Raw genomic sequence first — 12,794 nt, 5'->3', positions numbered from 1 at the left:
CAGGCTGCAATATTCTAGCCGTTTTGTGGCTTAAATGGCAGGTTTTCAAGGCCGGCGGGCTTGCTGCGGTGCGGCGCTGGGAGAGCGGGGCCGGCTAGGGTATAATTCAGGGTTTGATTTCAGCCTTAGAAAAGAAGAAAACCATGGAAGCCGAACGCATCAACGCCCTCACCTCCCTGCTCGCCGATCTGACCACGCGCGAAGCCGAACTTCGGAGGTATCTTTGACTTCGATCGCAAAGTCGACAAGCTCGAACAAGTAAACGGCGAGCTGGAAGATCCCGCGGTCTGGAACGATCCGAAAAAAGCCCAGGATCTGGGCAAAGAAAAGAAATCGCTGGAAGCGGTGGTGTTCGCGCTGACCAAGGCCGACGCCGACCTGAAAGACATGGCCGATCTGATCGAGATGGCCAAGGAGGAAGGCGATGACGACACGCTGGAAGCGCTGATCGTCGACGCGGAAGAAGTCCGCAAAGTCATCGAAGGCATGGAATTCCGCCGGATGTTCAACAATCCGATGGACCCGAACAACTGCTTCATCGACATCCAGGCCGGCGCCGGCGGCACCGAGGCGCAGGACTGGGCCTCCATGCTGCTGCGTCAGTATCTGCGCTATTGCGAACGCAAGGGCTTCAAGGTCGAGGTGATGGAAGAATCCGAGGGCGAGGTGGCCGGCATCAAGACCGCCACCCTGAAGGTGGAAGGCGAATACGCCTACGGCTTCCTGCGCACCGAGACCGGCGTGCACCGCCTGGTGCGCAAGTCGCCGTTCGACTCGGCCGGCGGCCGCCACACCTCGTTCGTGTCGCTGTTCGTGTATCCGGAAGTGGACGACTCGATCGATATCGAGATCAATCCCGCCGATCTGCGCATCGACACCTACCGCGCATCGGGCGCCGGCGGTCAGCACATTAACAAGACCGACTCCGCGGTGCGTCTGACCCACGGCCCGTCGGGCATTGTGGTGCAGTGCCAGAACGACCGCTCGCAGCACCGCAACAAGGCCGAGGCGATGGAAATGCTGAAGGCCAAGCTGTACGAGCTGGAACTGCGCAAGCGCATGAGCGAGCAGCAGAAGCTGGAAGACTCCAAGACCGACGTGGGCTGGGGCCACCAGATTCGTTCGTATGTGCTGGACCAGTCGCGCATCAAGGACTTGCGCACCAACTTCGAGACCGGCAACACCAAGGGTGTGCTGGACGGCGACCTGGACGACTTCATCTCCGCTTCGCTGAAACAAGGCGTGTAATCCATGACCAAGCGCGCCTTCATCTTCGACATGGATGGAACCATTGTCGACAATATGTCCTTCCACGTGAAATCGTGGCTGGAGTTTTTCCAGCGCCGCGGCCACACGGTCGACGCGGATGAATTCTTCCGCAACACCGCCGGCCGCCAGGGCCATGAAATCATGAGCACCTACTTTGGCAAGCAGCTGACCAAGGAAGAAAGCGCGGCGCTCGATTTCGAGAAGGAAGAACTGTACCGCGAGATGTACGCGCCGCATCTGGCGCCGACCTCCGGCTTCGTCGACTTCATCGCGCGCGCCAAGGCGGCCGGCATCACGCTGGCCGTGGCCACCGCCGCGCCGGTCGAGAACATCGACTTCACGCTGGACGGCCTGGACCTGCGCAAGGAATTCAGCGCCATCGCCGGCGCCGCCGATGTGGCGCGCGGCAAGCCGAATCCGGACGTGTTCCTGCTGGCGGCCGAGCGCGCGGGCGCCCTGCCGCAAAACAGCATCGTGTTCGAAGACGCGCCGCTGGGCGTGGAAGCGGCCCGCCGCGCCGGCATGCGCGCGGTGGTGCTGACCACCACGTTGCCGGCTGAAGCGTTCAAGGAATTCGACAACGTCATCGCCGTTGCGCGCGACTTCAGCGAGCTGGATGTCGAAGAGCTCTTCGCCTCCGCCACCAACTAAATCATCACCTCAACAAAAGTAAAGACCATGACTACGGATCTTCAAGACCAAGCAGCCGCTCCTGACGATAACAAAATCATCGCCGAGCGCCGTGCCAAGCTGGCCGCCATTCGCGAACAAGGCGTCGCCTTCCCGAACGACTTCAAGCCGGAACACAAGGCCGCCGACCTGCACGCGCAGTACGGCGAGAAATCGCGCGAAGATCTGGAAGCCAACCCGGTCACCGTCAAGCTGGCGGGCCGCATGATGCTGAAGCGCGAAGCCGGCAAGAAGGCCGCTTTCGCCACCTTGCAGGATTCGTCCGGCCCGCGCGCCGACGGCCGCATCCAGATCTACGCCACGCTGGACCTGACCGGCGAAGCCGCCATGGCCGCCCTGCACCACTACGATCTGGGCGACATCCTGGGCGTGGTCGGCACGCTGTTCAAGACCAAGACCGATGAACTGACCATCAAGGTCACCGAGCTGCGTCTGATCACCAAGTCGCTGCGCCCGCTGCCGGACAAGTTCCACGGCCTGGCCGACCAGGAAACCAAGTACCGCCAGCGCTACGTGGACCTGATCATGAACGAAGAGACGCGCCGCACCTTCAAGGCGCGTACCGCCGCCATGTCGTCGATCCGCCGCTTCATGGAAAAGCACGACTTCATGGAAGTGGAAACGCCGATGCTGCACCCGATCCCGGGCGGCGCGGCGGCCAAGCCGTTCATCACCCATCACAATGCGCTGGACATGCAGATGTTCCTGCGTATCGCGCCGGAGCTGTACCTGAAGCGCCTGGTGGTGGGCGGTTTCGACCGCGTGTTCGAGATCAACCGCAACTTCCGCAACGAAGGCGTGTCGGTCCGTCACAATCCGGAATTCACCATGATGGAGTTCTACGCGGCCTACACCGATTACAAGTGGCTGATGGACTTCACCGAGTCGGTGATCCGCCAGGCGGCGATCGACGCCAAGGGCACCGCGGTGCTGAGCTACGGCGGCCGTGAGCTGGACCTGTCCAAGCCATTCCACCGCCTGACCATCGTCGGCGCCATCAACAAGTTCGCGCCGCACTACACCGACGCGCAGCTGAACGATGCGGAATTCATCAAGGCCGAGCTGCTGAAGTTCGGTGTCAAGCCGTTCGCCACCGCCGGCTTGGGCGCGCTGCAACTGGCGCTGTTCGAAGAGACCGCGGAAGCGCAGTTGTGGGAGCCGACCTTCATCATCGACTACCCGGTCGAAGTGTCGCCGCTGGCGCGCGCCTCGGATACGCGCGAAGGCATCACCGAGCGCTTCGAACTGTTCATGGTCGGCCGCGAGATCGCCAACGGCTTCTCGGAGCTGAACGATGCGGAAGACCAGGCGGCACGCTTCCTGGCGCAGGTGGCAGCCAAGGATGCGGGCGATGAAGAGGCGATGTTCTACGACGCCGACTACATCCGCGCGCTGGAATACGGCATGCCGCCAGCCGGCGGCTGCGGCATCGGCATCGACCGCCTGATGATGCTGCTGACCGATTCGCCGAACATCCGCGACGTGCTGCTGTTCCCGCACCTGCGCCGCGAAGAGTAAGCCGCTTGAAAAGCCGCCCAACCGGGCGGTTTTTTTTAATCAAAAGCGACGTCTTCAAGACGGAAGCGCCACTTGCGCCGCTCCGGCAAGGTCCAGCCCTCGCCCGGCGTCGGGTCGCGCGGCGCGACACTTGCAGCGACGCCGTCGGGTGGCATATTTACGCCGCTCGGCACCGGCGGCGCGGCTGGCGCTGACAATGGCGGCAATGCCACGACTTGCAGCTTTGCTTTGCACGCCTCTTCCTGTTCGCGCAGGATCTCTTTGCGCAGCACGGTAGCCAGCTTGAACTGCTTGTCGCCGGGGCGACGGACGTATAAATCTTCCCACGCGTTGCGCGTCGTGCGCGCGAACGAGCGGGCGAACTGGTTGGGTGTTACGGCTTTGCCGTTGTGAATGATCTCGTCGCCTTCCACACGCGCGTAATTGTGTTCGCCATAGCTCCACGAACGCAGTACGGTACCTTCGGGCAGGAACAGGCATTTCCATTGGTAGCCATGCAGGCCTTCAGGGTCGGCGGTCTTGGGAAATTTCTTAAGGTCGGCCAGCCAGAATTCCACTGCCGTTGTAATCGCTTCCGAGAGATCTTGTGAGCCTGAACGACGTTTTAGCTGAGCAACAAGATCGAGCAGGGTATTGGTGGGTAGTTGCACACTCATTGTGGTAAACATTCTGCTTTCTCCTCTCTTTTCTTCTCTTTTCCCCTATTTAGACCTCTTCGAGGCGGAAGAGTTCAAAATCGAGGAAAAGAGGGAAAAAGAGAAGGAGAAAGAGGAGGTTTACCACAGGGAGCCGGAAAAGGCTCCCCTACTCCATACTCCTTACTGGATCACGCGGTAGCACGGCGTGTACGGCTTGCCGGCCAGCTTCATGCGGTGCTGCGCCACGAAGGATGCCAGCAGCGCGTCCATCGGGCCCATGATCTCCTTGTCGCCGTGGATTTCAAAGTGGCCGTATTTCTCGATGGCGCGGATGCCCTCTTCCTTCACATTGCCCGCCACCACACCCGAAAAGGCGCGGCGCAGATGCGCGGCCAGCAGGTGCACCGGCTGGTTCTTGTGCAGGCTGAGGTTGCGCATGTTCTCGTGCGTTGGCGGGAACGGACGCTGGAACTCGGTGTCGATCTTCAGGCCCCAGTTGTAGTAGTAGGCATCGCTGCGCGACTTGCGGAATTCGCGCACCGCCTTGATCCCGGCCTGCATTTCGCGCGCCACCAGTTCCGGATCGTCGATGATGATCTTGTAGCGCTTCTGCGCCTCGGGACCGAGCGTATCGTGGATGAACTGGTTGATCTGCACGAAGTACTCGCGCGCCGTTTCCGGGCCGGTAAACACCAGCGGGAACGGGATGTCGGCGTTATCCGGATGCAGCAGGATGCCGAGGATGTACAGGATTTCCTCCGCCGTGCCGGCGCCGCCCGGGAACACCACAATGCCGTGGCCCGTGCGCACAAAGGCTTCCAGACGTTTTTCAATGTCCGGCATGATCACCAGCTCATTGACGATCGGGTTCGGCGACTCGGCCGCGATGATGCCCGGCTCGGTGATGCCGAGGTAGCGGCCGCGATGCATGCGCTGCTTGGCGTGGCCGATGGTGGCGCCCTTCATCGGGCCTTTCATCGCGCCCGGGCCGCAGCCGGTGCAGATATCCAGGTCGCGCAGGCCCATCTCGTAGCCGACCTTCTTGGAGTAGTTGTATTCCTCGCGGTTGATCGAGTGGCCGCCCCAGCACACCACCAGGTTAGGATTGAGCATGGGCTTCAGCACGCCCGCATTGCGCAGGATGTGGAACACGGCGTCGGTGATGCCCTCGGTGCTGCCAAGGTCGAACTTCGGATTATCGGTCACCTCGTTGCTGACGAAGATAATATCGCGCAGCACCGCGAACAGGTGCTCGTGAATGCCCTTGATCATTTTGCCGTCCACGAAAGCGATGGATGGCGCGCCCTTGATATCGAGCTTGATGCCGCGCTCGCGCTGCACGATGCTGATGTCAAACGATTTATAGCGGTCCAGCAGTTCCTTTCCATCGTCGATCGTGCTGCCGCAATTGAGCACCGCCAGTGCGCATTTGCGGAAGACGTTATAAAGGCCGCCCTGGCTAGTATCGAGCAGCTTGTTCACTTCCGCCTTCGAAAGGATCTCCAGCTGACCTTCGGGCGAAATCAGGGTATCGACAACGTCATGTTCCATGATGCTTAAGTCCTATTCAGTTTCTATTGGTCCTGCGCCACCAATATACGACAACTCGGCCATTTGTGTTCAAAAAGTAGGTGGGCGGCGAATTGTAGATTAAAATGGCGCCCAATTTGGCCGCCCCACAAGGGATAGTTGCCAATTCCTATAGACCATAAATACAGGAGAAGCCGCATGAGCGGTGCGACCACCCAACCTACGGAAGCCGCGATTCCGGAATTTAAGCAGATCATGGGGCACCCCGCCCCGCTGTGGATGTTGTTCATGACCGAGTTCTGGGAACGCTTTGCGTTCTACGGCATACGTTGGGCGCTGGTGCTCTACGTGGTGGCCCAGTTCTACAACGGCGATCCGGCCGGCGAATCCGCCGCCAACCTGGTGTACGGTTCTTATCTGGCGCTGGTGTATGCCGCCGCGCTGTTCGGCGGCTATGTGGCCGACCGCGTGCTGGGCTACCAGCGTTCCATTCTGGTCGGCGCCTCCTTCATGGCGGCCGGCCTGTTCATGATCGCCTTCCCCGATCAGACTGTATTCAAATTCGGCCTGGCCACCATCATCGTCGGCAACGGCATGTTCAAGCCGAACATCTCGACCATGGTCGGCAAGCTGTATGCGACGGCCGATACGCGCCGCGACTCCGGCTTCACCATTTTCTACATGGGCATCAACTCCGGCGCCATGGTGGCGCCGGTGCTGACCGAGTGGCTGGCATCGGCCATCTTCGGCAGCGGCGGCATGCCGGCTTATAAAGTGGTGTTCATGTCGGCCGGCGTGGGCATGCTGATCAGCCTTGTATGGTTCTACATCGGCCGCCGCGGCCTGAAGGGCATCGGCGCACCGGATGCGCAGAGCGCCGATCCGAAGCGCATGCTGTACGTGGCGATTGGCTCGCTGTGCGTGATCCCGGTGGTGTACTCGCTGCTGGCCGCCGGCGCCCAGAGCCTGCAAGCGGTGCTGTCGGTGCTGTTCGTGCTGCTGTCGGTGATGCTGCTGGTGGAAGGCATCAGGAACGGCAAGGTGGCGCGCGACAAAGTGATCGCCATGCTGGTGATCTTCTTCTTCAACATCATGTTCTGGTGCTTCTTCGAGCAGGCGGGCAGCTCGTTCACCTTCCTGGCCGAGAAGATCATCGACCGCGAAATGTTCAACTGGACCTTCCCGGTGGCCTGGTTCCAGACCGTGAACTCGCTGGCCATCATCACCTTCGCGCCGATCATCGCCTTCATCTGGGTGGCCATGGGCCGCGCCAATCCGTCGATCCCGCGCAAGTTCGGCCTGGGCCTGATCTTCAACGGCACCGCCTTCCTGCTGCTGATGTTCGCGCTGTCGTCGCTGGTGGACGCCAACAACAAGATCCCGTTCTGGACCCTGTTCATGGTCTACGTGCTGCAATCGATCGGTGAACTGTGCCTGTCGCCGATCGGCCTGTCGATGGTGACCAAGCTGGCGCCGACCCGCCTGGTGGGCCTGGGCATGGGCGGCTGGTTCCTGTCGACCGGCATCGGCAACAACCTGTCGGGCATCTTCGCCTCCTGGGTATCGGGTGAAAGCGGCATGTCGCTGAGCTCGGCGCTGCACGGCTACACCTTCGGCTTCTGGTCGCTGATGGCCGGCGGCGCCATCCTGTTCCTGATCGCCCCGCTGATCCAGAAACTGATGCACGGTGTGAAGTAACACTGCAAACGGCGCCCGCAGGCGCCGTTTTTACTTGTCCGTCTGCTGCACAAAACCAATAGGCCGCTTGCGGCCCGCCGTCGGCGGCGCCATCAGGCTGCGCAGCGCTTCGAATACCTGCTGAAATTCCTGCGCAGTCTTGCCTTCAAAATCATCCTGCCGGAGCGCCATCGCTGACAGTTGCCGCTCCAGTTCGCCAAGCCGACTAGCCAGCGCCTTGTCCGCCACCAGCATTTCGCGCAAGCGCACGAAGGAATGCACCACATAGACGCCCATCTGAATGGCTTGTGGAGAACCTAAAACATTGGCAGCCTGAATTGCGCCATGCTCCGTGAAGGCGGTGGGCAATGTTTTGGAAAATTTCAGCTTACCGAGGATGTCGCAATTTGCGACCACCTCCGCTTTCTCTGCGGCCGTCAGCGTGAACATAAAATCCGGAGGAAATCTGTCTGGATTCCGCTTGACTTGCTCATTCAGGCGTCTGGTCGGGACGCCGTATAAAAACGCGAGATCGGCATCGATGATGACCTTTTGCGAGCGAATCAGCAATATCCGCCCTTCTATTGCCACCAGCGAAGTGTCAGGTGTAGCGGACATAGGAATTCAGCGACGCTGCGGTCTGATGCGGATCAAACTAGCTTATCTGGCCAACGGATGGGCGGCGAGCCACGATTGAAGGTGGTCGGCGGCGGCGGGCGGCAGGTGCAGGCCCAGCTTGGTGCGGCGCCAGAGGATGTCCTGGGCGCTGCGCGCCCATTCGTAGCGGCGCAGGTATTCCACTTCGGTGGCGTACAGGCCGGGCGCGATTTCGTCGCCCAGCGAGGCGACGTCGGTGCGCTCGGCCAGCAGGGTGTGGATGCGGGTGCCGTAGGTGCGGCAGTAGCGCGCCACCAGTTCCGATGGCAGGCCGCTGTAGCGGGCGATCTGGGCGCGCCGCCAGGCGTCGAATTCCAGCACCGATTTATTCCGCGGCTCGGCGCCAAACAGGTCGCCGCCCGGCAGGCAGGCGTTGTGGGTCCAGCCGCCGTGACGGTTGTCCAGCGCCCGCGCGATGTGGTCGACCGCCTCCTCCGCCAGCTTGCGGAAGGTGGTGATCTTGCCGCCGAAGACGCTCAGTATCGGCGGCCCGTTGTCGTCCACCTCCAGGCGGTAATCGCGCGTGACCGCCTTGGCGTCGGCGCCGTCCTCCACCAGCGGACGCACGCCCGAGTAGGTCCACACCACGTCTGCCGGCACGATCGGCTTGGCGAAATACCGGCTGGCCAGTTGGCACAGATAGGCGATTTCGTCCTCATCGATGGCAACCTGGTTGGCGTCGCCCTGATAATCCAGGTCGGTGGTGCCGATCAGCGTGAAGTCGCGCTCGTACGGAATCGCAAACACGATGCGCCCGTCCGGATGCTGGAAGATGTAGGCGTTGTCATGCTCGAACATCCGCTTGACCACGATGTGGCTGCCCTTGATCAGCCGCAGCTGGCCGCCATCGGCGCGCGGCACGGCCGCATGCAGCACATCGGCCGTCCACGGCCCGGCCGCGTTCACCACATAGCGCGCATTGACGCGGATATGGCCGCAGCTCGGTTTGAATAAAGTCGCTTCCCAGTCGGCCGTCTTGCGTTCCAGCCTGGTGCACACCGCCTGCGTCAGGATGGTGGCCCCCTTCTCGCAGGCGTCGATGGCGTTCAGCACCACCAGTCGCGCGTCGTCCACCCAGCCGTCGGAATAAATGAAGCCGCGTTCAAATTCCGGCTTCAACGGCTTGCCCGCCACATGGTTGCGCAGATTGATGCCGGCCGACGCCGGCAGCAACTCGCGCCGGGCCAGCAGATCGTATAAAAACAGGCCGGCGCGGATCAGCAGCGCCGGACGCTGTCCCTGCGCGTGCGGCATCACAAAGCGCAGCGGCCACATAATATGGGGGGCGGCGCGCAGCAGCACCTCGCGTTCGATCAGCGCCTTGCGCACCAGATGGAATTCGTAATACTCCAGATAACGCAAGCCGCCATGGATCAGCTTGGTCGAGGCGGACGAGGTGTGCGACGCCAGGTCATCCTTCTCGCACAACACCACCGACAGCCCGCGTCCCGCCGCATCACGGGCGATGCCGGCGCCGTTGATGCCGCCACCGACAATCAGGACGTCGCAATCGAGGATGTGCTGCGGTTCCGCCATATGGTCCCTTTGGAGCTGTATACCTGTACGTTACGACAAGTGACGCCAAGTAACAATAGCCTTGTTCTATAATCGCGCATACTTGTGCAACCGAGAGATGATGTTTTGACAACCTCGACCTCCCTCCCCACCTGGATCAACCGCCGCAATATGATACGCGCCGCCCTTGCCGCCGGACTGGCCGCCCTGATCGGCGGCGGTCTGCTGCTGGCCTACCTGCTGCTGTACGTGGCCCCCAACCTGCCCTCGCTGGAGGCGGTGACCGACTATCGCCCGAAAATCCCGCTGCGCATCTACACCGCCGACAACGCCCTGATCGGCGAATTCGGCGAGGAACACCGCGACTTCATCCCGATCAAGGACATGCCGGACATGATGAAGAAAGCCGTGCTGTCGATCGAGGACAAGCGCTTCTACGAGCACAACGGCATCGACTGGAAACGCGCGCTGGGCGCGGCCCGCGCCAACCTGGGTGGCGCCATGCGCCAGGGCGGTTCCACCATCACCATGCAGGTGGCGCGCAACTTCTTCCTCACGCGCGAAAAGTTCTACGGCCGCAAGCTCAACGAGGTCATGCTCTCCTTTAAGATCGAGGCGGCGCTGAGCAAGGACGAGATCCTTGAGCTGTACATGAACCAGATCTACCTCGGCCAGCGCTCGTACGGCTTCGGCAGCGCCGCGCAAAGCTATTTCGGCAAGCCGCTCAAGGACTTGTCGATCGCCGAAATGGCGATGCTGGCCGGCCTGCCGCAGAATCCGGCGCGCCACAACCCGGCCGTCAACCCCAAGCGCGCCAGGCAACGCCAGCAAATCGTGCTGCGCGCCATGCGCGACAACGACGTCATCACCGAACAGCAATTCCAGAAAGCGCTGAAGGAAACCCTGCACATCAGCCGCAAAGGCCAGGACTTCGACGTCCACGCCGAATACGTGGCCGAACTGGCGCGCCAGGTGGTGTACGCGCAGTTCAAGGAAGACTCGTACACCAAGGGCATCAGCGTCTACACCACGATTCTGAAGGCCGACCAGAAAGCCGCCTACGAATCGATGCGCCGCAATGTGCTGAACTACGACCAGCGCCACGGCTACCGCGGCCCGGAAGCCTTCATCGCGCTGCCGTCCGGCGAGGAGGAACGCGACGACGCCATCGAGGAAGCGCTGCAAAAACGTCCGGGCAGCGAAGGCCTGATTCCGGCCGTGGTGCTGGAAGCCGGCCCGAAAGCGGTCAAGGTGCAGAACCCGGCCGGCGAGGAAATCACCATCACCGGCGACGGCCTGAAACTGGCCGCCAACGCGCTGACCGACAAGGCCAAGGACACGCTGCGCCTGCGTCCCGGCGCCGTGGTCCGCATCATGCAGGAGAAGAACGGCTGGAGCATCACGCAGGTGCCGCAGGTGGCGGCGGCCTTCGTGTCGCTGGACGCGGTGACCGGCGGCTACCACGCGCTGGTCGGCGGCTTTGACTACAACCTGCAAAAATTCAACCACGTGACGCAGGCCTGGCGCCAGCCCGGCTCCTCGATCAAGCCGTTCGTGTACTCGGCGGCGCTGGAGCGCGGCTTCTCGCCCTCGACGCTGATCAACGACGTGCCGCTCGACCTGACCGGCGCCGAAACCGGCAACGAAGCCTGGTCGCCGCGCAATGACGACGGCAAGTTCGACGGCCCGATCACCATGCGGCGCGCGCTGTCGGAATCGAAGAACGTGGTGTCGGTGCGCATCCTGCGCGCCATCACCGTGCCGTATGCGCACGGCTACCTCGGCAAGTTCGGCTTCGACCTGGCCAAGCATCCCAAGAACCTGACGCTGGCGCTGGGCACCGGCTCGGTCACGCCGGCGCAGCTGGCCGGCGCCTACTCGGTATTCGCCAACGGCGGCTACACGGTCGAGCCCTACCTGATCGCGAAGATCGTCGACGGCGAAGGCAAGGTGATTCAGGAAGCCAAGCCGCGCACCACGCTGCCGGACGAGGCGCGCGTGCTCGATCCGCGCAACGCCTATGTGATGGACTCGATGATGCGCGAAGTGACGCGCAGCGGCACCGGCGGCGCGGTGGCGCGCCTCGGCCGTCCCGACCTGGCCGGCAAGACCGGCACCTCCAGCGACGCGGTCGACGGCTGGTTCGCCGGCTACGGCGGCGGCATCGTGGCGGTATCGTGGATGGGTTACGACGATTCCAAGTCGCTGGGCGGCAAGGAGTTCGGCGCCACCGTGGCGCTGCCGATCTGGATCGATTACATGCGGGTGGCGATGCAGAGCCGTCCACCGCAGGAACGTCCGCTGCCGACCGGCCTGACGCAGGTGAACGGCGAGTGGCTGTACGATGAATTCACCGGCGACGCCGCGCGCCACACGCTCGATATGGATGACACGCCGGCCGGCGCCGAGAACGTGGAGCCGGCGGCGGCCGGCGCGGCGCCGCCCGCGGCTCCCGCCCCGGCGGCCACACCGAACGCCGAGAACATCAAGCCGGTGCCGACCGGCCCGGTGCGCTAAGGGATTGGATTCCGGCCTGCGCCGGAATGACGGCACCCAGATAGCCGCGCATCATGCGCACGGCGCTGTCGGCAAAGCGGTCGGGATCGATGTCGGCCGCGCGGTACTTCCAGCGCTTGACGTACCAGTCCTGGAACATGGCCATGAGGTGGGCCGCGACCAGGTCCGGACTGGCGTGCGGACGGTTCGGAATCTGCGCGATCACCTCGGCAAACAAGGCCTGCACGTGCATCTCCGATTCCTTGGCCGTGCCGCGCTGCTCCGCCTGCAACACGCGCGAGTCCATGAAGACGAAGTAAAACCACGGCTGCAAAATCTCCGACACATAAATCGAGGCGCGCATCAGCGCCTCGATGCGGTCGAGCGGATCGCTGATGCCGGCGTACTTCTTCGGCAGCTCATGCGTCACATGGCGCACCACATCCTCGATCATTTCCGCCAGCTGGTCCTTGCTGCTGATATAGCCATACAAGCCGCCCATCGACAAGCCGGTCTCGCCGCACAGGTCGCGCAGATTCATGGCGCGGAAGCCCACCTCGTTGGCCAGTTTGAAAGTCGCGTTGAAGATTTTCTCCAGGTTCTCCAGCGCCGGCTTGCGGCGCTTGACCGTGATGCGGTCGGCATAACGGTCGAGCAGATACGCCCAGATATTGACGCCATCCAGCGGCGTCACAGCCTGAAATTGTTGGAAGTCGAATTGCGCCGCCAAGGTTGTCCCTGTGATGTATTTTTTGGACGATTATAGCGCAGGAGCCTGCGCGCGCTCACCAGGCCCGCAGATTG

Annotated in this window: 10 protein-coding genes; 5 read left to right on the top strand and 5 right to left on the bottom strand. The window is 62.3% G+C overall.

Annotated features, from left to right (window positions below):
• Positions 1-143: 143 nt before the first annotated feature.
• The 3 genes from prfB to lysS all read left to right on the top strand — a co-directional run bounded on the left by prfB (position 144) and on the right by lysS (position 3,477).
• Positions 144-1,248 (top strand): peptide chain release factor 2 gene (gene prfB / locus GM676_RS19645; RefSeq protein ID WP_155465575.1). Its coding sequence is split into 2 segments (ribosomal slippage): positions 144-224 and positions 226-1,248, totalling 1,104 coding nucleotides; the frame shifts between segments, so codons are not numbered across the junction.
• A gap of 3 nt (positions 1,249-1,251) precedes the next feature.
• A complete protein-coding gene (locus GM676_RS19640) occupies positions 1,252-1,920 on the top strand; it encodes an HAD family hydrolase (RefSeq protein WP_155465574.1) in 669 nt (222 codons plus the stop codon).
• Between the two features lie 27 nt (positions 1,921-1,947).
• Entirely contained in the window at positions 1,948-3,477 is a 1,530-nt protein-coding gene (lysS, locus tag GM676_RS19635) for a lysine--tRNA ligase (RefSeq protein ID WP_155465573.1), read from the top strand.
• Positions 3,478-3,512: 35 nt separating this feature from the next.
• Here the strand turns inward: lysS and GM676_RS19630 are convergent, their stop codons facing one another.
• Both GM676_RS19630 and ppnN read right to left on the bottom strand, forming a co-directional pair.
• Positions 3,513-4,145 carry a hypothetical protein gene (locus GM676_RS19630; protein ID WP_155465572.1) on the bottom strand — a complete coding sequence of 211 codons (633 nt, stop codon included), beginning with the start codon at positions 4,143-4,145 and terminating at the stop codon, positions 3,513-3,515.
• 150 nt (positions 4,146-4,295) lie between these two features.
• Positions 4,296-5,666 carry a nucleotide 5'-monophosphate nucleosidase PpnN gene (gene ppnN, locus GM676_RS19625; RefSeq protein WP_155465571.1) on the bottom strand — a complete coding sequence of 457 codons (1,371 nt, stop codon included), beginning with the start codon at positions 5,664-5,666 and terminating at the stop codon, positions 4,296-4,298.
• 177 nt (positions 5,667-5,843) lie between these two features.
• On the opposite strand from ppnN, the gene GM676_RS19620 reads away from it, so the two are divergent.
• A complete protein-coding gene (locus tag GM676_RS19620; protein ID WP_155465570.1) occupies positions 5,844-7,343 on the top strand; it encodes a peptide MFS transporter in 1,500 nt (499 codons plus the stop codon).
• A 30-nt stretch (positions 7,344-7,373) separates the two neighbouring features.
• Here the strand turns inward: GM676_RS19620 and GM676_RS19615 are convergent, their stop codons facing one another.
• On the bottom strand, positions 7,374-7,940 hold the full coding sequence (locus GM676_RS19615) for an ORF6N domain-containing protein (RefSeq protein ID WP_155465569.1): 567 nt from the start codon (positions 7,938-7,940) through the stop codon (positions 7,374-7,376).
• A 42-nt stretch (positions 7,941-7,982) separates the two neighbouring features.
• Positions 7,983-9,515, bottom strand: coding sequence for a glycerol-3-phosphate dehydrogenase (gene glpD, locus GM676_RS19610; protein WP_155465568.1), 1,533 nt, complete (start codon positions 9,513-9,515; stop codon positions 7,983-7,985).
• Between the two features lie 150 nt (positions 9,516-9,665).
• Between glpD and GM676_RS19605 the strand changes: the two genes are divergently transcribed.
• Positions 9,666-12,011 carry a penicillin-binding protein 1A gene (locus GM676_RS19605; protein WP_155465602.1) on the top strand — a complete coding sequence of 782 codons (2,346 nt, stop codon included), beginning with the start codon at positions 9,666-9,668 and terminating at the stop codon, positions 12,009-12,011.
• On the opposite strand, the gene GM676_RS19600 is transcribed toward GM676_RS19605, so the two are convergent.
• Complete coding sequence (locus tag GM676_RS19600; RefSeq protein WP_155465567.1) at positions 11,980-12,720, bottom strand: TetR/AcrR family transcriptional regulator; 741 nt, start codon at positions 12,718-12,720, stop codon at positions 11,980-11,982. The two genes, GM676_RS19605 and GM676_RS19600, sit on opposite strands and share 32 nt — an antisense overlap.
• Positions 12,721-12,794: the final 74 nt, after the last annotated feature.

This window comes from Duganella radicis, assembly GCF_009720825.1.
GTDB classification, from domain to species: Bacteria; Pseudomonadota; Gammaproteobacteria; order Burkholderiales; family Burkholderiaceae_D; genus Rugamonas; species Rugamonas radicis.
The sequence above is the reverse complement of the archived record's forward strand: the minus strand, read 5'-3'. Positions and strand labels throughout refer to the sequence as shown.

What these genes read in the sequence shown, in the direction of transcription:
- GM676_RS19640 (WP_155465574.1), top strand. Translation starts at nt 1,252, where the DNA reads ATGACCAAGCGCGCCTTCATCTTCGACATGGATGGAACCATTGTCGAC.
- lysS (WP_155465573.1), top strand. Translation starts at nt 1,948, where the DNA reads ATGACTACGGATCTTCAAGACCAAGCAGCCGCTCCTGACGATAACAAA.
- GM676_RS19630 (WP_155465572.1), bottom strand. Translation starts at nt 4,145, where the DNA reads ATGTTTACCACAATGAGTGTGCAACTACCCACCAATACCCTGCTCGAT.
- ppnN (WP_155465571.1), bottom strand. Translation starts at nt 5,666, where the DNA reads ATGGAACATGACGTTGTCGATACCCTGATTTCGCCCGAAGGTCAGCTG.
- GM676_RS19620 (WP_155465570.1), top strand. Translation starts at nt 5,844, where the DNA reads ATGAGCGGTGCGACCACCCAACCTACGGAAGCCGCGATTCCGGAATTT.
- GM676_RS19615 (WP_155465569.1), bottom strand. Translation starts at nt 7,940, where the DNA reads ATGTCCGCTACACCTGACACTTCGCTGGTGGCAATAGAAGGGCGGATA.
- glpD (WP_155465568.1), bottom strand. Translation starts at nt 9,515, where the DNA reads ATGGCGGAACCGCAGCACATCCTCGATTGCGACGTCCTGATTGTCGGT.
- GM676_RS19605 (WP_155465602.1), top strand. Translation starts at nt 9,666, where the DNA reads ATGATACGCGCCGCCCTTGCCGCCGGACTGGCCGCCCTGATCGGCGGC.